Origin of the sequence: Photobacterium sp. MCCC 1A19761, from assembly GCF_037389125.1 — a bacterium.
In the GTDB taxonomy this organism is placed as follows: Bacteria; Pseudomonadota; Gammaproteobacteria; order Enterobacterales; family Vibrionaceae; genus Photobacterium.
In genome coordinates this window covers 17,911-36,556 of the sequence record NZ_JAZGTF010000036.1, presented here as the reverse complement: position 1 = coordinate 36,556, position 18,646 = coordinate 17,911, and the positions used below count along the sequence as shown (strand labels likewise).

Sequence of the window (18,646 nt, the reverse complement as noted above, 5' to 3'; positions counted from 1 at the left end):
AGCGTTCGCGCTGGTTTTTTTGTCTCTGTTTTTTTGTATCTGTTTTTTGTATTGCTGCCAGCTTCTGTCAGAAGTATCGCCTTTCAGGGGCTTCGTCTTTCCGGGGTTTTGCCTCTCAGGCACTTGGTCTCTCTGGCGCTTCTTCTCTCTGGTGCTGGTCTTTCAGGAAGACGTCTTTTGGGTTTAAGCCGGTGAACCCTAAAGTGTATTCGGTAACACCAGCGGGGTATGCGTCAGGGGATCATCCAGAATGACACTGTTCAGGCCATACACCTCTTTGATGAGGGTTTCGGTAATGATCTGCTTTGGGGCGCCCTGGGCGATGATCTCACCCGATTTCATCACCACCAGGTGATCGGCATACCGGCACGCGTGATTCAGGTCGTGCAGGACGGCGACAATGGTCCGGCCTTGTTGCTGATTCAGGGTTTTGAACAGCTCAAGCAATTCAATTTGGTGGGCGATATCCAAGTATGTGGTGGGCTCATCCAGCAGTAGATAAGGCGTGTCCTGAGCCAGTACCATCGCCACCCAGACCCGCTGGCGTTGCCCGCCGGATAAGGACTCCACGCTCTGTTCCAGCAGCGGCTCAATTTGTGTCGCGGCAATGGCGGCGCGCACGGCCTGCTCATCTGCCGCCGTCCAGCGGCGCAGGAATGACTGATGCGGGAAGCGCCCTCTGGCGACCAAATCATGGACCGTGACGCCGCCGGGTGCAATGGCCGACTGAGGCAGCAACCCCAGCAGCTTTGCCAGTTCGTGGCGCGGATAATGGTCCAGCTGTTTGCCGTCAAAGGTGATACTTCCTTCCCGCGGCGTTAACAGCCTGCTGAGCCCGCGAAGCAACGTCGACTTGCCGCATCCGTTCGGCCCTAAAATCACCGTAAACTGCTGATCCGGGATGTCGAGGGATAAAGCCTGGGTGATCAGCGTGTCCTGATAGCCGAGGGTAATTTTTTCCGCTCTCAGGCGGTGTTGGCTAGGGGGCGGTGCGTGTGATACATCCGTCAAAACATTAATTTCCTGATTGTTGAATCAAAAGATAGATCAGATAGAAGCCGCCAATGCTGATGGTGACCATCCCAACGGGTAACTGATTGGGTGCGATCAGGTTTGAAGCGGCAAAGTCGGACAGGGTCAGCAACATGGCACCCATGAAAGCGGAGGGGATGATGGCGACGCCGCCTTCCCGGGTGAGCTTTTTCGCCAGTTGTGGCGCAACCAGGGCGATGAACGAAATCGGTCCGGCCGCAGCGGTGACGGCCGCCGTTAAAATGACGCCAAACAACATCGCCAGCCGCCGGATCTTTTCGCTGTCGACCCCGAGCATATTGGCGCTGTCGTCGCCCATTTCGAGGATGTTCATCTGCCGGGCAAGCATGGCCGCAGCCATCAGGGCCAAGGAGATAAACAGGAAAGCGGGCATCACTTTGCCCCAACTGAGGCCATTGAGCGAGCCTGCTCCCCAAAGCGCAGCCGTCATCGCGGTTTCCAGGCTGCTCGATACCATCAGCCAGCTATTGAATGCGCCCAGCATGGCGCTGACGCCAATGCCAATAATGATGAGCCTAAAGCCTTGCACGCCTTGTTTAAAGGCCAGCACATAAACCAGCCCTGCGCACATGATGCCGCCGGCAATCGCGCCGAACGCAATCTGGAAGTAGTTGCCGCCAAACCCGATGATGACGATTAAAGCGCCTGTGTAGGCGCCGGTGTTAAACCCGATCACATCGGGGCTACCCAACGGGTTGCGGATCAGGGACTGAAACAGCGCGCCGCTGACTCCCAGCGCCGCGCCAAAGAGCAGGCTTGAGGTCAGTCGGGGTAAGCGCCACTCCAGAATCACTGTGGACAGAAACGGATCCCCTTCGCCCCAGATGACCTGGGACAGCTCGGTCCATGTGGTTTTGAGCTGTCCGGTTGACAGCGTGGTCATGGCGACCATCAGGGTTGCCAACACCAGCGCCAAACACCACATCAGGGTGCGCCGTGAGATCAGAAGATTGTAAAAGCCCGTCTGGCTGCCGATTAAGATGGATTTGGATGGGTGCATTAGAGTTTGCCGAAAGAGGTGACTTTACGCGCCAGGTAAATCAGCACAGGTGCGCCGACGAAAGCCGTGACGATGGAGACGCGAATTTCATTGGTCGCGATGATTCGGCCGAGGATATCGGCACTTAATATCAGCAGCGGCCCCAGACCGATAGAATACAACGTGATCCAGAGTTGATTAGGACCGGCCAGTCTTCGGGCAATATGCGGGATCATTAAGCCAACGAAGCCAATCGGCCCCGCGATGGCCGTTGAACTTCCACATAGCAAGGCAATCGCGCACAAGGCGGTCAGTTGCACCAGTCGGACATTGGTCCCCAAGCCTTGCGCAACATCTTCCCCAAGCGCGAGATTATCCAGGGCCGGAGAAATCGCGAGAGCTGCGACCAGCCCGAGCAGAATCGGCGGCAGCGCGATGGTGGCGAGCGACAGATCCCGGATATCGAGTGAGCCGGCATCCCAAAAGCGCATCTGATCGAAAGCCTCGGGGCTCATCAGCGTGATGGAAGATGAGATCCCGGCAAGCAATGCCCCGATCGCCACCCCCGCGAGGGTGATTTTCAGCGGATTGACCTTGGCCTCTTTATACGTGCCGATAAAGTAAACAAACACGCTGGTCGCCATGGCGCCGACAAAGGCGAACCACAAGTGTTCCGAGATCCCCTGGTTGCCCAGGAAAAGGACGCCCGCCAACACAAAAAAGCTCGCCCCGGCGTTCACCCCGAGAATGCCCGGATCGGCGAGCGGGTTGCGGGTGATGGACTGGATCAGGCAGCCCGAAACAGCCAGCGCAGCCCCCACGAGCAATCCCGCCACGGTCCTCGGCAGGCGGCTTTCCAGCACGATGAGGCTTTCTGTGGTGTTGACCTGACCGGCGAGAATATCGGCCACCGTGCCCGGCGATATATTTTTGGACCCCAGAAACAGGCTCAGCGCGCAGGCAACCAGCACGGTAATCCCCAGGCCGATCAGCCTGACGACCCTGCCGGTGAAAACATCAGACAGAAATGAAACTTGTGCTGGTATTCGGGGATTCAGGAGAGGGGAAACCGCAGATGTTTTCAATTCAGTCATTGTTGTTAATGTAAATGGTTATCATTGCGGTTATTATAGGTTGGTGTTAAGAATGTTCAAGCTTTAAGCATTAACTCTGAAAGTGACTCAAATTTATCCTCAATTTTTAACGTATTAAGATCATGACAATGCCCAAACTTCTGCTGGATTTCAGCTTACTGAAAGAAAATCCGAACTTCCGAATGGTATTTATCGCCCGAATGATGTCCGTGCTTGCGCTCGGCATGATGACCGTGGCGGTCCCGATCCAAATCCATGAGATGACAGGGTCGACATTACAAGTGGGTATGATCATGGCCCTGGACGGGATCGGGATGTTTGTCGGACTCCTGCTCGGCGGGGTCCTGGCGGACAAATATGACAGACGCAAACTAATCCTCATCGCCAGGGGCACGTGTGGCATTGGCTTCGGCGCCTTGGCCCTGAACAGCTTGCTGGCGGAATCATCGTTGGCGGCGCTGTATATTTTGTCGGTGTGGGATGGTTTCTTCGGTGCCATGGGCATGACGGCACTGATGGCCTCACTGCCGGTGATTGTCGGTCGGGAAAACCTGCCGGCGGCGGCGGCGCTGAGCATGCTGACCGTGCGCCTCGGCATGGTGCTGTCCCCGGCCATTGGCGGGCTGCTCATTTCATTTGGCGATGTCAGCTGGAACTATGTGGCAGCGTCTGTCGGCACGCTCTGTACGCTGATCCCGCTGTTCAGGCTGCCATCGATGAAGCCGACGCACCAAACGCCGGAAAACCCGTTCCTGTCGCTCTATGAAGGGGTGAAGTTTCTGACATCCAATAAAGTCGTCGGGTGCGTGGTGGTGTTTGGTACCCTTGAGACGCTGGCAACAGCTGTCAGGGTGATGTTCCCGGCGCTGGCGTTAGAGACGTTTACGGGCGATGCCACCAACGCCGGCCTGATGTATTCGGCGATTCCACTCGGGGCGATGGTCGGCGCGCTGACATCCGGCTGGGTGAAGCAGGCGAAAAAGCCGGGCATGGTGATGATTTACTCGACCATGGGCACCTTTTTCACCATTGTGATGATGGGCCTGACGGCGAACTTCTGGCTGTTTTTAGCCGTGTTGGTGGTGTATGGCTATTTGGGCTCTGTCGCCTCGCTGATCCAGTACTCCATCGTCCAGGGTCACACGCCGGACCATTTACTTGGCCGTGTCAGCAGCTTGTGGACGGCGCAGGATGTGACGGGAGATTCCGTCGGCGCTTTAGGGCTGGGGGCTTTGGGTAAGATCATGGCACCGGCCATGTCTGTGCTGAGCTTCGGGCTCGGGGCGACTGGTATTGGGATGCTGATGGTCCTCGCGTTTCGTCCGCTTCGCCGTGCAACGCTGTTTGACCCGGCACTGGCACCTCAGGGATCCGCGCACTCAGCATCTGCTCCGCAAGACGCCTCGCAACAAAACAACCAGACGGCACCAGCGGCCAGCTAACCAGCCCACGGTGACCGCCTCTGCGGAGGCGGTCACCGTTCTAATCACAACACCTGCTCACGAAACGTTGTGTCTAACGTGGCGAGTAAATTCATGGCGCTGTAGTAATCCAGCCGGAAAGAGTCATTGCCCATCGGGAACACAAGACCTTGCTGGATGGCGGGCAGGTGGGCGATGAACTTGTTGCGCTTCATTTGTTCGACCATGGCATCGTCTGCAGAGAACAGCAAGATTGAATGGCCGGTGATTGCGTCGGCGAAATTCTCTCCGTTTACCGGCACAATATCTTTCCTGACACCCATTTGATGGTTGTTTTTGAATGCCTCCGGTAGCGGGCTCAGGGTAAAGCCCAGCGCATTGAGGATCCCCCCTTGCGCGGAATCGTTGGTCCAGAAGTTTCCGCCCCGATCGTCGCCGTAGTACACCATGGCACTCACCGGTTGCGGTGGAAGATGGATCCGTGTTTTCAGCTCGGCGAGTTTGGTCTCAAAGGTCTGTATCGCGGCTTCGGCCTGTTTTTCCCGATCGGTGATGGCTGCCAACAGACGGGCCAGCGCTTGCCAGCTTTTATCGTCGTAATTGATGACGACCGTCGGTGCTATCGATGCAAACTGCTCGTATAACTTCACCTCAGAGTCACCGCCGGTTGCAGAAACGATGATCAAGTCCGGCTTTTCCTTGGCAATGGTTTCGGCATTCGCCTTCCCCTGATACAGCGATTTAATCCCGCGCTCATAGGCCACATGATGCCATTGCTTAAAAAAACCGTTGGCGTCGGCGATGGTCGTATTCGGGCCGGTACCGCCGGAAGCGATGATTGGCGCATCGATGGCCAGTAAGGTGCCGGTGATCGAGACACTGGTGGAGACAATGCGCTTCGGCGGCGCGTTGAGCGTGATGTCGCCATAGCGACTGGAGATGGTTTTCGGCCATCCCTCAGAAATGGTTATCGCCTTTTCAGGTGGGCTGTCACGATTGCAGCCTGCAAGAAGCAGCGAAAAAATCAGCCCGAAGACGGGCAAGTGAAGGCGAGAACGAGACATAAGTCACTCCATGATGTCCAAGTACTACCGCGCGCGTTGCCAGGTTTCTAAGTGCTGTTGGGATAAAACAGCGCACTGGCGGTGACTTGAATTGGTCCATTGAGAAAAAAGATACTTTATTGCGAATGGCTCTCATTATCAATTTGTTTGCGTTTGATGTGATCTCGTTTTGTGCGCAGCACCTTGCCAGGGTGAAACGGAGTGTGGATACTGAGGCGCTATTGTTAGACTAGTTGCGTATGTGATTGTTTTCGAGGCTGTCCGTGATTGGCCGACGGGCTGGTCCGGTGGCTAAAGCCTGATGAGGTCGGGCTGGTCATTCAATCGGTATTTGAAGGAGGAAAGATGGCGTTTTCGGATTCAGAAAGAGAAGCACTGCTGGCGGTGAAGGGGGTGGGTCCTACCGTCCTGAAAAGATTCGAGGAAATTGGCATCGACACCTTGTCTGATTTAGCCACGTATCAGGCGGATGACATCGCGGAAATGGTGGCTTCCATGCTGCGAACCACATGTTGGAAGAATAGTCCGCAAGCCAAGGCAGCCATCACAGCGGCAATTGCCCGAGCGAAAGAAGGGCTAGGGTGAGTTATTGAAATGTTTGATGAGGAGAGTCCGTAACATTGCCCGGCTGAGGAGAACATCCAATGAAATGGATGGATAAAATATTATGGATAGATGGCCTTGCCGCGCTGTTTGTCGGGTCTGTTTTAATCAGCTTTCATTCGTTTATTGGTGAAATTTACAGCATGCCGGAAAAGGTTGTGATCTTTCTGGCGTCCGCGAATTTACTCTATGGCCTCTATTCGTCGAGCCTCGCGATGAGCCGGAAAGTCTCGCTACGAAAGATTCAGGGACTGGTTTTCGGTAATTGTCTTTGGGCATTGATTTGTCTACTCCTCGTTTATCGATTCATGGATAGCGCAAGTTGGATCGGGATTGTGTTCATTTTGTCTGAGGCTTTATTCGTCACTCTTCTTGCAGGCGTCGAATGGCGCTGCAGATTTGACTTGTCCGAAGCCCAAGCCACAGTCTAACAAGGTGACAAGAACGCCTTTGGCAGCCACGACAGCTTCAACGCATTATGGAATGCAATGTTGGGCGATAAGATGTGGTTTTGAATACCACACCTTATCTGAAGCAACAAGAATGGAGTATATGCTTTAACAAGTTTCTGCCCCAAAACAATTCAGAGCAAATAATCCATCATATTCTTTTAATGCCCCTTTACCTTACCAGAACTCATCCGAATACTCGTAAGACTACGATCTGCTGAATGCAAATGATGACCTTTCTGCCTATTAAGCGACTTGCGGATTTTTAACATATCAATTTACATCCTAAATATCTGATTTAATGTTGTATAAAGATGTAAAACTCTGCAAGATAAGCGTTAAAAGACGACTTTGTGAAGTATAGAAAACGTTAGCTGTTTCATTGGCATAGTTGTAAATTATATTTCGACATACAACGATTGAGACAGATAAAATAGTTAATATGGGAGAGTACATGAAAGAAGTTATCGTAGAAAAAAGTAAGCTAGGTGAGATTGTATATTTGTTCTACTACAAAAAAGAGTCGATAAATAAACCTTTAGTCATCATTTCTCATGGTGCTGGTAATGACAAATATGAAGTTTCAAATTTGGCCTTGAATCTGGCTATTCAAGGTTATTGCGTTATCTGCTTTGATGCAGATAAACATGGTGAAAGAGATGATGGCAGTACTCAAAATGCTGGTAGTCATTCAAGTTTTGCTAAGATAATGGTACACGTCATTAAGCAAAGTTCCGATGATATTAACCTTTTGATTAATAATTGTAAGTCGGATAATCGTGTTGATCAGTCTAGAATTGCATTGGTAGGTATTTCCATGGGGGCAATGTCTACATTTTATACTCTAACTAAGAATCAGGATATTAAAGTAGCTATACCAATCATCGGCTCCCCAGACTTTGTAGGTTTAGAAAAGTACGCTTTAGAAGCTAACTCGGCTAACAAGGTTCTCAGCCAAGATGAGAAAATAGGGATCAAATATATGGAAGATATCGATCCATATTTATATCTGATCGAAAACGAGAACCGTCCCTTGCTAATTATGAATGGCGAAAAAGATGACTGGGTTCCTGCTAATTTCTCTAAAGGGTTTTATGAAAAAATCAGGGAAAAATACGAGAAAAATAACACTCAAATAGATTTCTTTCTATCTGATGAATCGCATTACTTTTCTAATGGTATGCGAGATTATGCTATAAAGTGGTTGAACGAAAATCTCTAAGTTCACTTTAAGGTTTCAAGATTATTTTTCGCATTCGAATAAACCAAGTTAGAACAGATAGTCTAACTTGGTTTTGTCCAAAAATAAGTGACGACCCCAGCAGTCCAACCTACTGGCGTCGTCACTCCCGCGGATGGTTCAGGACTTAAACCCGGCGGCGTGCATCAGGGCGCGGAATCCGAAGGAGACCAGCGCCAGTGAGGCGATACTTCCCACCCAAATCAAGATGAGCCAGGACCACTGTTTCAACGGTTGCTTCATGCCCGGTTTGGGGTCGGTCACTTTCTCCATGGTTCCTCCTTTTTTGCAATTACATCGTCATATCAGGTGGCGCGGTGGTTCAAGCGCATCAGTGATACGCTTCCCCGGCTTTCACCTTGCCGCTGAACACGTAGTAGCTCCAGTAGGTGTACACCAGAATAAACGGGATGATGAACAGGGCCCCGACCAGCATGAATCCCAGGCTTTGCGGTGGTGCGGCAGCTTCCCAGATGCTGATTTCCGGCGGAATGATATTCGGCCACAGGCTGATCCCTAAGCCGCTGAACCCGAGGAATGTCAGCAGCAGCGCCATCACGAACGGGCTGGTTTGTCCGCCGCGTTTCACCGCCGTGGTGATCCGCCACAGGCAGAACAGGGAAAGCAGCGGTACCGGTGCCAGGAAGTACAAGTTCGGCAGGCTGAACCACCGCTCGGCAATCTGCGGATAGGCCAGCGGCGTCCACAGGCTGACGACAACCATGGCAATCGCAAAGGCGGTCAGCAGCGGCGTGGTGGCCTGATACATCCGGCGCTGGAGATCGCCTTCGGTTTTTTTGATCAGCCAGGTGGCGCCCAGCAGGGCGTAAGTCACCACGAGCCCCAGGCCGCAAAAGAGCGTGAACGGTGTCAGCCAGTCAAACGCGCCGCCGGCAAAACTGCGTCCGACAACCGGAAAACCCTGGATCACCGCGCCGACGGTTACGCCCTGACAGAAGGTGGCGACGATCGAGCCGATGATAAACGCTTTGTCCCAGAAGGCGCGGTGGTTTGGCAGCGCCTTGAAACGAAACTCAAAGGCCACACCGCGGAAGATCAGGGCAATCAGCATGATGGAAAGCGGGATGGTCAGGGCGTCGACGATCACCGCGTAAGCCAGCGGAAATGCGCCGAACAGCCCGGCACCGCCGAGCACCAGCCAGGTCTCATTGCCGTCCCAGACCGGGGCGACGGTGTTGACCATCAAGTCCCGATCGTCTTTATTGCGGACCAGCGGCATCAGGATCCCGATGCCCAAATCAAAGCCGTCCATGGTGATATACATCAGGGTGGCGAAAATAATAATGCCGAACCAGATCACGGCAAGTTCAATACCCATGGGGTTCTCCTTCTCAAATAAGCCGGGCGTTACACGCGGCCGGAAATCGACAGCGGTTCGTGGTCAGGGAGGGCATCACCGGGTTCGGCGTCACCGTCGTGATCCGGGCCTTGTTTGATTTGGTGGATGAGGTAGACATACCCGATCCCGAACACCAGGGAATAGACCACGAAGAAAGTCAGCAGGCTGATGCTCATGTGCAGCTCGCCGTGGGCCGATACCGCATCCTTGGTGCGTTGCAGCCCGTGGACCACCCAGGGCTGGCGGCCGACTTCGGTGGTCACCCATCCGGCCAGAATGGCGATGAGGCCGGAGGGGCCCATCATCAGGACAAATTTGAGGAAGGTCTGATTTTGATAAAGCGTCCCTTTGCGGCGCAGCCAGAGGCCAATCAGGCCCTGCAGGATCATCAGCATTCCCAGCGCAACCATGATGCGGAATGACCAGAATACCACCGGCGAGTTCGGCCGATCTTCGGGGGCAAAGTCCTTCAGGGCCGGGATCTGCTGATCCCAGCTGTGGGTCAGGATCAGGCTAGCCAGATAGGGGATTTCGATTTTGTAATCGGTCTGCTCGGTGTCCATGTTCGGCATCCCGAACAGGATCAGCGGTGTCGGCTCGCCGTCGCTGTTGTCCCAGTGACCTTCAATCGCTGCGATTTTGGCAGGCTGGTAGACCAGGGTATTGAGCCCGTGCAGATCGCCGATCACGGCCTGGATCGGTGCGGTGATGACCAGCATCCACAGCGACATGGAAAACATCCGCTTGATGGCAGAGGTCCGGTTGCCCTTGAGCAAATGCCAGGCTGCGGAAGCACCGACGAACAGCGCGCTGCTCAGGAAGGCCGCGACAACCATGTGGAACAAGCGGTACGGGAAGGACGGGTTGAAAATCACCGCCAGCCAGTCCACCGGGACCACCTGACCGTCGATGATCTCGTGGCCCTGAGGGGTGTGCATCCAGCTGTTTGAGGCCAGGATCCAGAAGGTGGAGATCAAGGTGCCGAGCGCGACCATACAGGTGGCAAAAAAGTGAAGGCGATCGCCGACCCGGTGCCAGCCGAACAGCATCACGCCGAGGAACCCGGCTTCGAGGAAGAAGGCGGTCAGCACCTCATAGGTCAGCAGCGGCCCGGTAATGCTCCCGGCAAATTCCGAGAAACCGCTCCAGTTGGTGCCGAACTGATAAGCCATAACCAGACCCGAAACAACGCCCATCCCGAAGTTGACGGCGAAAATTTTCGACCAGAAGTGATAGAGGGTTTTGTAATCGGGATTGCGGGTTTTGAGCCAAAGCCCTTCCAGTACCGCGAGGTAGCTGGCGAGGCCTATGGTGATGGCGGGGAAAATAATGTGGAACGATACCGTGAAAGCAAACTGGACACGGGCCAGCATAAACGCATCAACATCGAACATAAGACGACCTGCGATTGTGATTGATGATGCCGGGATCGTAGGCTGTAGCACATGTTTGGCATAGATACAGAATGGGACGCTTTACCTATAACAGATCTGTGTTATGGTTTGTTATATTTTTGTTGCCTGTCCCTGTACCCCACTGCACGAGGAAATCCCGTCATGGCGAAATATGAACAACTGGTCAGCCAGATCCAGCAGCAAATCCATACCGGCGTCTGGCTGGCGGGGGATAAGCTGCCGTCGCTGCGCAAACAGGCCGAACATGCCGGGATGAGTCTGATGACCGTCCTGCAGGCTTATCAGGTGCTGGAAAGTCAGGGCTGGGTGGTGTCTTATCCCCGTTCCGGTTATCGGGTGGCGCCGGAAATGGCGCAACAGGTTCAGGACACCATGGCGGTGCAGCCGACCGAGTCGGTTGATGTGAACGATTTTATTTTTGATGTGCTTCAGGCCAGCCGTAACCCGCGCATGGCCAGCTTCGGCCACGCGTATCTGGATCCGGCGCTGGCACCGCGTCATCAGGTCAACAAGTCACTGACCGCGGCGGTGCGCACCATGCCGCTCTCCAGTGTGGTCGATAATCTGCCGCCGGGTAACGATGAGCTGCGCCACTTGATCGCTAAACGCTACGCGGCGCAGGGGATGAACATTTCCCCCGATGAGATTGTGATCACTGCCGGTGGTCTGGAAGCGCTGAACCTCAGTCTGCGGGCAGTCACCCGGCCGGGGGACTGGGTGGTGGTCGAATCACCGACGTTCTACGGCGCGCTGCAATCGCTGGAAAATCTGGGACTGAAGGCGATCGCGGTGCGTACCCATCCCGGCGAGGGGATCGATCTGGGGTCGCTGGAGCGGGCGCTGCAAACCCATCCGGTTCGGGCCTGCTGGCTGATGACCAATCTCCAGAACCCGCTGGGGTATTCTCTGTCGGTGGAGAAAAAGCAACAACTGGCCGCGTTGCTGAACAAGTACCAGGTTCACCTGATCGAAGATGATGTCTACAGCGAGCTGTATGTCGGTGACAGCAAACCGTTACCGGCTAAAGCCTTTGATGCGCAGGGCCGTTTCATGCACTGCTCGTCGTTTTCCAAAACCCTGGTGGAAGGCTTTCGCATCGGCTGGGTGGCTGCCGGGAAGCAGGCGCTCAAGATCCAGAAACTCCAGCTGATGAGTACCCTGACCACCAGCGTGCCGATCCAGCTGGCGCTGGTCCATTACCTGACCACCCGCAACTACGGCAGCCATTTGCGGTTGCTGCGCCGTACGCTGGATCAGCGCAAAGCGGCGAACGAAGCCTGCCTGAAAGCGAATTTGCCGGATTGCGCGCGGATTTATAATTCCGAAGGCGGCTACTTTCTCTGGGTCGAACTGCCGCGGCATGTCGATACCACGGTGCTGTATCATCTGGCCCTGGCAGAGACGATCAGCATTGCGCCCGGCCGGATGTTTGCCACCAGCGATCAGTTCAACCACTGTTTCCGGTTCAATGCCTCTTTTGCCCTCACGGATGCCCATCAACAGGCGATTGCCCGGCTGGGAGAGCTGGTGAAACAACTGATTTAGAGTCAGGGGCAAAAGCACGGGATTTGGCGGTGCAGGATCAGGGCCGGGCTGGAGTGGACCTGGGTTGGATGGCGTGATCTGCTGAACCGACCGAGCCATCGTTGAGTTGCTGTCGTTTGGGCGAGCGCGTTTGGTCGATCTAGCTTGGCTGATTGAAGCGCTGCGTGGTGGGTGGAGCATTTCAGGGAGGCATACCGCCACGCAGCAATTGGAGCCGAGGACTTACTGTTTAACCGCAGCCGTCACCAGTAGTTCGACTTTCAGCTCCGGGCGGGCCAGTTTAGCTTCGCCGCAGGCACGTGCCGGTTGGAAGCCTTCTTCAAACCACGCATCCCAGACCGCATTCATTTCATTGAAATCGCTCATGTCGGCCAGCCAGACGGTGGTTTGCAGGATATGGTGTTTATCAGAGCCGGCTTCAAGCAGCAGCGCTTCGACCCGGCGCAGGGCCTCGGCGGTTTGCTCGGCCACACTGGTGCCGCCGACACCCACCTGGCCACAGAGATAAACCGTGTCTTGGTGGATCACGATTTTACTCATGCGTTGATTGGTGTGCTTTCTGATGATCTGTGTCATGGGTCGTTTCCTTGGATTGATAAGGCTGAATAAAAGAATGCGTCACCGGGGTCAGGCTGGCGAGCTCGCCCAGCTTCAATGGCTTGATGGGATGGCGAATACGGTAGTAGCCGACATCTGACGGTGACTGGTTGGTTTCCGCCGCGATGATTTCGGCCACGGTCGGACCGCAGTAGCGTCCCTGGCACGGCCCCATCCCGCAGCGGGTCAGGCTCTTGATCTGGTTGATCCCGTTACACTGATTGCGCGCCAGATGGCGGATTTCCCCGGCGGTGACTTCTTCGCAGCGGCAGACGAGGGTGCGGTCAGCCGGGGCCAATGCCTGCTGAGGCGGCGGATACAAGGTGTCGAGAAATGGCCGGATCGCCAGCTCTTTGCTGATCCGGGCAAGCAGCGGCTCAGTCTGCTGTTGGTGCTGCTCCTGGCTCAGCAGGCCTAAGGCTCGGAGAGCTTCGGCCGCAACCAAGCTGCCCTGCAACTCGGCCACTTTGGCCCCGCCGATCCCACTGCCGTCCCCGGCGACGGCGACGCCGTCCAGCGAGGTGTTGTAATTGGGATCAAGCGCCGGTTGCCAGCAACGCTGCACTTGGTCCCAGACGTGGTCGAGGCCCATGGCGCGGGTGAGCTGGACATTGGGGATCACCCCGATGTGGCTCAGCACGGTCGTCGCTTCCAGACTGACTGCTTTGCCTTTGCTGCGAAAGCGCAGTTGCTCGACGGTTTGCGTGCCGACGGCTTCAATGTCAGTGGCCTGGGTGTAGTGGGCGATCCCGGCCTGTTTGATCTGGCGCAGCAGCTTCAGCCCTTTGACCAGATATTGATGGCCCTGCAGCGCGCCGGCCAGATGGCGGCTGGCTTTGAGGTAACTGCCCGGCATTTGGGTATCGACAATCGCCGATGGCGGTGCCCCGGCACTGATCAACTGGGCGGCCAGTAAATACAGCAGTGGCCCGGTGCCGACCATCACTGCTTTTTGAGGCGCGATCCGGGCGGTTTTGATCAAAATTTGGCTGGCGCCGGCGGTCATCACCCCCGGCAGGGTCCAGCCCGGAAACGGGAAACTGCGCTCAATCGCACCGGTGGCGAGGATGATCCGTTTCGCTTGCAGCTGCTCACTCTTGCCGTGGCGGCTCCAGTAGACGGTCCGATCGGCATCGACCCGCCAGATCGTGGCTTCGGTGATGTGCTCCAGGGGCGCGGCGTCGAGCGCCTGAACCAGAGTGGCCCCGTGAAGGTAATCCGGCCCCAGCACCTCGCTCAGCGGGTGGCCATCCGCGGTAATGGCGCGGTAAATCTGTCCGCCGGCCCGGGCTTGTTCATCAAGCAGCACCACGCTGGCCCCGGCGTTGGCACATTGCGTCGCGGCCGCCATCCCTGCCGGTCCGGCCCCGATAATACAAACATCGACTGTACGCATAATTCTTCCTCAGTTGGCTAAATAACGCTGGCGCTGGTGGCTCAGTATCGCTGGCGTTTGACCTGCATGCCCGGCGCAACCTGGCGCATGCAGCCCTGCACGTTCGGCTCGCCATCGACTTCGACCCGGCACTCAAAGCAACTGCCCATCATGCAAAACGGCGCGCGCGGAGACTGGGAAGTCGGGGTTTCGCGGGTATGGTCGATCCCGGCTGCCAGTAGGGCGGCGGCGATGGTGTCGCCTTCGCGGGCGCTGATGGCCTGTCCTTCCCAGTGAAACACCACCGTTGGGGCAGATGAGGCGTTATCGAGCCTCAGAAATTTCGAATCGTTTTTCACTGAATCGCTCCAAATCAGGTTGGTTGGCATCGTTTTCCAGCCACAACGGCAGCAAATAGCTGTGCGCGGCGGCCAGGGTGATCCCGCTGTGGCAGCTGATGATGTACGCGCCCGGATGTGAGTCGGACTGCTGATAGATCGGCAGGCCGTCCGGCGAAATCACTCGCAGCGCCCCCCAGCCGCGGATCAGCTTGGTATGGGCCAGGAAGGGATAGACGGCAATCGCCCGCTCGGCAATTGCAGCAGTGACGGCCAGGGTATCCTGATCATCAAATCCGGCGTTTTCCTTGGAATCGCCGATCTGGATCCCGCCCTCATCGACCTGGCGGATAATGCCGGACGGGCGCTGCATCATCGGCGGCATTTTTTCGGTGATCAGCACCTGGCCTTTCTGGGGCTGCACCGGCGCTTTTAATCCGACCTGCGGGCCGAGCTGCGCGGCGCCCAATCCGGCGCACAGCACCAGTTTGTCGCTGTGAAACTGGCGGCCGTCGGTTGTGGTGGCCTGATAGCGGCCATTAGCATCGCGTTCGATGTGCTCGACCTGAACCCGGGTGATCCGCTCGCCGCCCAGTTGGGTAATGGCCAGGGTGTAGGCTTTGAGCAGTTTGAGCGGGTTGAGATGGCCGTCTTCAGCGCCGTAAATGGCGCCGACGACATCCGGGCCGATGTTCGGCTCTTCCTGGCGCAGGCGTTCACGATCCCAGATCTCGTACGGGTGATCGCTGCCGAGTTCCTGGCGAAGACGGTCGTACTGGGCAGCGCGGGCCATCATTTCTGATTCGCTGAAATGGAAATCGTAGCCGCCGTTTTGGACCAGGTTGACATCAATGCCGGTGGACGCCAGCAGCTCGTCGGCCAGGGTTCGCCACATCCCGACGGAGCGGCGGGTCCAGGCAGCATAGTGCGGGGCGTCCAGTCCTTTACAGGAGAGCCAGACCAGACCGAAGTTGCCCCGGGAAGCGCGGTGATCACGGTCGCCGCCATCCAGGATGGTTATCCGGTGGCCGGCTTTGAGCAGCCCGTAAGCCACGGCGCAGCCCACGACACCGCCGCCGATAATGGTATATTCCGGTTTCATGACATTTCTCTTCAGGGTTGCAGCGACGGGGCAGGTGCCCCGCCGTCGGTTGGGTGAAGGATTAGTTCGGGGTCTTTTCCAGCGCCTGATCCAGGATCGACTGGCTCCACTCGGCACCGATATCGCTTAGGATCTCCGGCCACACGGTGCTGCGCACCTTGGCTGAGGTTTGCGCCAGTTGTTGTGGGCTGACCTGGATGATTTCTGCGCCGTTGGCCGCCAATTTTTGCTCGTTCGCTGCCTGATCCTGCTCCGCATGCTGCCAGCGGCGTTGCTCGAAATCGGCTGCGGCCGTTTTCAGTGCGGCCTGCTCGCTGTCGGACAGGTCGTTAAAGCGCTCGCTGTTAATCATCAGGTACCAGATCTCAAAGTGGGTATTGAGCGGAATATAGGTTTTGGTCACATCGCGGAACGAGGCGTAATAGCCTTCGGCTCCCGAGCCGATCACCCCGTCCACCACCCCGGTTTGTACTGCGGTGAAGGCTTCCGAGAACGGCAGCGGCGAGCCGATGTAGCCGACGTTATCCGCCAGCAACTGGAAGCTCTTGATCGGCGGCACCCGCAATTTGATGCCTTTGCTGACGTCCGGCTGGCCCGGCTGAACGGCGTCGCGGTTCAGTGAAATCCCGCCGAAATAGACCGGGTAGGCAGCCAGCAGGGTGATATCCTGCTGGGCAAACAGTTTTGCCATCGCTTCGCGAACCGGAGCGCCGTTGCCGTAAATGGCCTGCGCTTCGGCCCAGTTGGTGGCGAGATACGGCAGCAGCCCGAGCTGCATCCGGCGGTCGGTGGCAGTTGAGGCGGGTTGTACCGCCATGTCGATGGCGCCGACTGAAATACGCTCCTGCACCAGGGTGTAGTCACCGAGGGCGTTGGCGGCATAGACGCGCAGTTTAACGTCACCATCAGTGGCGGCTTTCAGTGCTTCACCCATGCGTTTGATGTCCTGATCGATCACGGTGCCTTGCGGGCGCACATGGCTGATTTTCAGCGTTGCAGCAGAGGCCGGCAGGACGCTCAGCGCCGTTGCGGCCAGCAGCAGGGCTTGAGCCGTTTGTTTCAGTTTGAAGCTTTTTTTTAGTTTGGAGCTTTTTCTTAGTTTGAAGCTTTTGTTCAGTTTGAAGGAGTGGGTGAACTTACCTGTCAATTTCATCATCAATATCCTTATGATCAGTAGCCAAACAGCGTTGGCAGGAAGAGTGATAAGTCAGACCAGAACGAGGTCAGAATCACCACCGGTAGGTAGCCGAACAGGATCAGCTTCATGGCCGGGCCGACGACTTCGGCAAACTTGACGTTGCCGATGCGGGCACCGAGGTACAGAATCGAGGCGTAGGGTGGTGTCACGCCACCCATTGCGGTATTCACGCCCATGATGGCGGCGAACTGGATTGGGCTGATGCCAATCGCCGTCATCAGCGGCAACAACAGTGGTGCAATCAGAATGATGGCGGTGATGTCGTTGACCACCATGCCGACCAGAAACAGCATGAAGTTAATGAAAATCAGCAGCAGGGCTTTGTTCTCGGTAATGCCGAAAATGGCATCGACCAGCTCCTGCGGTACATTCTCCACCACGAACATCTGGCTGAGGATCAGGCTGAACAGGATCATGAACATAATCGAGCCGACCGCAGTGGCGGACTCTTTGCCCGAGGCCAGCAGTGATTTCCAGCTCAGGCCCTTGTAGATCATAAAGCCGACCGGGATGGCGTAAATGACCGCCACGGCAGCGGCTTCCGTCGGGGTCATGATGCCGCCGTAGATGCCACCGAGAATAATCACCGGCATCAACAGCGCCGGGATCGCATGCACGGTCCGGGACGAGGCTTCTTTGAGCATGTCGCCAAACGGCAGTTTTTCTTCCAGCACCAGCGGGAACTTGCGCGCCATCAGCAGGTTGATCACCGCAAAGTTAAAGGTCACCAGCAGGCCGGGACCGAGCGTCGCCAGGAAACAGGCCAGGATCGAGGTATCGGTGACCCAGCCGTAGACAATCATGGTCACACTCGGCGGGATCAGCAGCCCGAGAATGGAGGAGTTGGCAATCAGCGCCGTGGCATAGGCGCGCGGGTAGCCGCGTTTTTCCATCTCCGGGATCAGCAGCGGGCCGATGGCGGCAACACCGGTCAGGCCGCTGCCCGAAATGGCCCCGATGATGGCACAGCTGACCGAGGCGACAATGCCCAGTCCGCCGCGGATATGGCCGACGAACACGTTGACGAACCGGAGCAAGCTGGCGGCGATGCCGCTCTGGCTCATGATGGTGCCGGACAACACAAACAACGGGATCGCCAGCAGGATCGGGTTGGTCAGCTGGCCGGTGCCCCACATCATATTGCCTTTCATCGACATGTCGCCGAGGTAGGTCATGATCATCAGGGCGCCGCCGAAACAGAACGGCAACGGCACGCCAATCGTCAGCAGCAGGACCAGCGCGCCTACCGCAAATAGTGCAACTTCAACCATGGTTTAAGCCTTCTCTGTTGAATAGTCGGGGGCGTTGAGCTGGCGCACCAGCCGGATGATGTGTAGGCCGATAAAGCCAGTGATCATCGCGAGGCCGAGGAACAGCGAGCACTCGTGGAAAAAAGTGGGGATATAAAGGGTCGGGCTTTCTTTCCACACGCGCAGGGCATATTTGAAATAGTCCCAGGCCCAGTATGTCAGCCACAGGGAGATCACAAAGCTGATCACTTCCCCGACCAGCGCCAGGATGGTGTGGCCGCGCTCGGTCTTGATCAAGATCTCCAGCACATTGGCCCGGATCTGGGTATCTTCCCGCGAGGCGTTCACCGCGCCCAGCATGTAGAGCCACAGGGTCGGGATGATGACGGATTCTTCCAGCCCCATGATCGGGACCTCGAAGATGTATCGGGTTATCACCTGCACGAACTGGGTCAGGGCCACAATGCCCATCAGCGCAGTAAGCAGGTATCTGAACAATCGCTCCACAGCACATTTCCTTATTGTTGCTTTTGTGAATACGTTGTTAATCTAATGCTGACAAC

General features: G+C 56.2%; 19 protein-coding genes. 5 read left to right on the top strand and 14 right to left on the bottom strand.

What is annotated here, in order from left to right:
* Window positions 1-198: 198 nt before the first annotated feature.
* The 3 genes from VV869_RS21715 to VV869_RS21705 are packed head-to-tail and all read right to left on the bottom strand — an operon-like array spanning window position 199 to window position 3,126.
* Window positions 199-1,011 carry an ABC transporter ATP-binding protein gene (locus VV869_RS21715; protein ID WP_443147355.1) on the bottom strand — a complete coding sequence of 271 codons (813 nt, stop codon included), beginning with the start codon at window positions 1,009-1,011 and terminating at the stop codon, window positions 199-201.
* A gap of 4 nt (window positions 1,012-1,015) precedes the next feature.
* Window positions 1,016-2,053: an iron-enterobactin ABC transporter permease gene (gene fepG / locus VV869_RS21710; protein ID WP_337737032.1), complete on the bottom strand. Its 1,038-nt coding sequence runs from the start codon at window positions 2,051-2,053 to the stop codon at window positions 1,016-1,018.
* Window positions 2,053-3,126, bottom strand: a complete 1,074-nt coding sequence (locus VV869_RS21705) for an iron chelate uptake ABC transporter family permease subunit (protein ID WP_337737031.1) — start codon at window positions 3,124-3,126, stop codon at window positions 2,053-2,055. The genes fepG and VV869_RS21705 overlap by 1 nt, the downstream gene beginning before the upstream one ends.
* 128 nt (window positions 3,127-3,254) lie before the next feature.
* Here VV869_RS21705 and entS point away from each other — a divergent pair, with 128 nt between their 5' ends.
* Complete coding sequence (gene entS / locus VV869_RS21700) at window positions 3,255-4,568, top strand: enterobactin transporter EntS (RefSeq protein WP_261603287.1); 1,314 nt, start codon at window positions 3,255-3,257, stop codon at window positions 4,566-4,568.
* Window positions 4,569-4,612: 44 nt separating this feature from the next.
* On the opposite strand, the gene fepB is transcribed toward entS, so the two are convergent.
* The gene (gene fepB, locus VV869_RS21695) at window positions 4,613-5,611 is read right to left on the bottom strand and encodes a Fe2+-enterobactin ABC transporter substrate-binding protein (protein WP_337737030.1); all 999 of its coding nucleotides are present in this window, start codon (window positions 5,609-5,611) and stop codon (window positions 4,613-4,615) included.
* Window positions 5,612-5,956: 345 nt separating this feature from the next.
* Between fepB and VV869_RS21690 the strand changes: the two genes are divergently transcribed.
* From VV869_RS21690 to VV869_RS21680, 3 genes are all read left to right on the top strand, one after another.
* Window positions 5,957-6,196 carry a hypothetical protein gene (locus VV869_RS21690; protein WP_337737029.1) on the top strand — a complete coding sequence of 80 codons (240 nt, stop codon included), beginning with the start codon at window positions 5,957-5,959 and terminating at the stop codon, window positions 6,194-6,196.
* A gap of 59 nt (window positions 6,197-6,255) precedes the next feature.
* Window positions 6,256-6,645 (top strand): hypothetical protein, encoded by a 390-nt coding sequence (locus VV869_RS21685; RefSeq protein WP_337737028.1) that lies wholly within the window; start codon window positions 6,256-6,258, stop codon window positions 6,643-6,645.
* Window positions 6,646-7,117: 472 nt separating this feature from the next.
* A complete protein-coding gene (locus tag VV869_RS21680) occupies window positions 7,118-7,885 on the top strand; it encodes an alpha/beta hydrolase family protein (RefSeq protein WP_337737027.1) in 768 nt (255 codons plus the stop codon).
* A gap of 138 nt (window positions 7,886-8,023) precedes the next feature.
* On the opposite strand, the gene VV869_RS21675 is transcribed toward VV869_RS21680, so the two are convergent.
* From VV869_RS21675 to VV869_RS21665, 3 genes are read right to left on the bottom strand one after another with little or no spacing between them, the layout of a single operon-like run.
* Window positions 8,024-8,176 (bottom strand): DUF2474 domain-containing protein, encoded by a 153-nt coding sequence (locus VV869_RS21675; protein WP_443147354.1) that lies wholly within the window; start codon window positions 8,174-8,176, stop codon window positions 8,024-8,026.
* Window positions 8,177-8,234: 58 nt separating this feature from the next.
* Entirely contained in the window at window positions 8,235-9,242 is a 1,008-nt protein-coding gene (gene cydB / locus VV869_RS21670; RefSeq protein ID WP_337737026.1) for a cytochrome d ubiquinol oxidase subunit II, read from the bottom strand.
* A 29-nt stretch (window positions 9,243-9,271) separates the two neighbouring features.
* Window positions 9,272-10,657: a cytochrome ubiquinol oxidase subunit I gene (locus tag VV869_RS21665; RefSeq protein ID WP_337737025.1), complete on the bottom strand. Its 1,386-nt coding sequence runs from the start codon at window positions 10,655-10,657 to the stop codon at window positions 9,272-9,274.
* 162 nt (window positions 10,658-10,819) lie between these two features.
* Between VV869_RS21665 and VV869_RS21660 the strand changes: the two genes are divergently transcribed.
* Window positions 10,820-12,223 (top strand): aminotransferase-like domain-containing protein, encoded by a 1,404-nt coding sequence (locus tag VV869_RS21660; RefSeq protein ID WP_337737024.1) that lies wholly within the window; start codon window positions 10,820-10,822, stop codon window positions 12,221-12,223.
* Between the two features lie 222 nt (window positions 12,224-12,445).
* On the opposite strand, the gene VV869_RS21655 is transcribed toward VV869_RS21660, so the two are convergent.
* From VV869_RS21655 to VV869_RS21625, 7 genes are all read right to left on the bottom strand, one after another.
* Window positions 12,446-12,799, bottom strand: coding sequence for a RidA family protein (locus tag VV869_RS21655; protein WP_337737023.1), 354 nt, complete (start codon window positions 12,797-12,799; stop codon window positions 12,446-12,448).
* Window positions 12,756-14,216: an FAD/NAD(P)-dependent oxidoreductase gene (locus tag VV869_RS21650; RefSeq protein ID WP_337737022.1), complete on the bottom strand. Its 1,461-nt coding sequence runs from the start codon at window positions 14,214-14,216 to the stop codon at window positions 12,756-12,758. The genes VV869_RS21655 and VV869_RS21650 overlap by 44 nt, the downstream gene beginning before the upstream one ends.
* A 41-nt stretch (window positions 14,217-14,257) precedes the next feature.
* Complete coding sequence (locus VV869_RS21645; RefSeq protein WP_337737021.1) at window positions 14,258-14,554, bottom strand: (2Fe-2S)-binding protein; 297 nt, start codon at window positions 14,552-14,554, stop codon at window positions 14,258-14,260.
* Window positions 14,520-15,635 (bottom strand): NAD(P)/FAD-dependent oxidoreductase, encoded by a 1,116-nt coding sequence (locus tag VV869_RS21640; protein ID WP_337737020.1) that lies wholly within the window; start codon window positions 15,633-15,635, stop codon window positions 14,520-14,522. Before VV869_RS21640 ends, VV869_RS21645 begins: the two co-directional genes overlap by 35 nt.
* Window positions 15,636-15,696: 61 nt before the next feature.
* Window positions 15,697-16,791 (bottom strand): TRAP transporter substrate-binding protein DctP, encoded by a 1,095-nt coding sequence (gene dctP / locus VV869_RS21635; RefSeq protein WP_337737019.1) that lies wholly within the window; start codon window positions 16,789-16,791, stop codon window positions 15,697-15,699.
* A 14-nt stretch (window positions 16,792-16,805) separates the two neighbouring features.
* Window positions 16,806-18,104 (bottom strand): TRAP transporter large permease, encoded by a 1,299-nt coding sequence (locus VV869_RS21630; protein ID WP_337737018.1) that lies wholly within the window; start codon window positions 18,102-18,104, stop codon window positions 16,806-16,808.
* A gap of 3 nt (window positions 18,105-18,107) precedes the next feature.
* Window positions 18,108-18,590 carry a TRAP transporter small permease gene (locus VV869_RS21625; protein WP_337737017.1) on the bottom strand — a complete coding sequence of 161 codons (483 nt, stop codon included), beginning with the start codon at window positions 18,588-18,590 and terminating at the stop codon, window positions 18,108-18,110.
* Between the last annotated feature and the right edge of the window lie 56 nt (window positions 18,591-18,646).

Bases quoted from the DNA above. Each gene is read 5' to 3' on its own strand.
- cydB (WP_337737026.1), bottom strand. From the start codon at position 9,242: ATGGGTATTGAACTTGCCGTGATCTGGTTCGGCATTATTATTTTCGCC.
- VV869_RS21630 (WP_337737018.1), bottom strand. From the start codon at position 18,104: ATGGTTGAAGTTGCACTATTTGCGGTAGGCGCGCTGGTCCTGCTGCTG.
- VV869_RS21660 (WP_337737024.1), top strand. From the start codon at position 10,820: ATGGCGAAATATGAACAACTGGTCAGCCAGATCCAGCAGCAAATCCAT.
- VV869_RS21705 (WP_337737031.1), bottom strand. From the start codon at position 3,126: ATGACTGAATTGAAAACATCTGCGGTTTCCCCTCTCCTGAATCCCCGA.
- dctP (WP_337737019.1), bottom strand. From the start codon at position 16,791: ATGATGAAATTGACAGGTAAGTTCACCCACTCCTTCAAACTGAACAAA.
- VV869_RS21665 (WP_337737025.1), bottom strand. From the start codon at position 10,657: ATGTTCGATGTTGATGCGTTTATGCTGGCCCGTGTCCAGTTTGCTTTC.
- fepG (WP_337737032.1), bottom strand. From the start codon at position 2,053: ATGCACCCATCCAAATCCATCTTAATCGGCAGCCAGACGGGCTTTTAC.
- VV869_RS21650 (WP_337737022.1), bottom strand. From the start codon at position 14,216: ATGCGTACAGTCGATGTTTGTATTATCGGGGCCGGACCGGCAGGGATG.
- VV869_RS21655 (WP_337737023.1), bottom strand. From the start codon at position 12,799: ATGACACAGATCATCAGAAAGCACACCAATCAACGCATGAGTAAAATC.
- VV869_RS21685 (WP_337737028.1), top strand. From the start codon at position 6,256: ATGAAATGGATGGATAAAATATTATGGATAGATGGCCTTGCCGCGCTG.
- VV869_RS21690 (WP_337737029.1), top strand. From the start codon at position 5,957: ATGGCGTTTTCGGATTCAGAAAGAGAAGCACTGCTGGCGGTGAAGGGG.
- VV869_RS21680 (WP_337737027.1), top strand. From the start codon at position 7,118: ATGAAAGAAGTTATCGTAGAAAAAAGTAAGCTAGGTGAGATTGTATAT.
- VV869_RS21675 (WP_443147354.1), bottom strand. From the start codon at position 8,176: ATGGAGAAAGTGACCGACCCCAAACCGGGCATGAAGCAACCGTTGAAA.
- entS (WP_261603287.1), top strand. From the start codon at position 3,255: ATGCCCAAACTTCTGCTGGATTTCAGCTTACTGAAAGAAAATCCGAAC.
- fepB (WP_337737030.1), bottom strand. From the start codon at position 5,611: ATGTCTCGTTCTCGCCTTCACTTGCCCGTCTTCGGGCTGATTTTTTCG.
- VV869_RS21640 (WP_337737020.1), bottom strand. From the start codon at position 15,635: ATGAAACCGGAATATACCATTATCGGCGGCGGTGTCGTGGGCTGCGCC.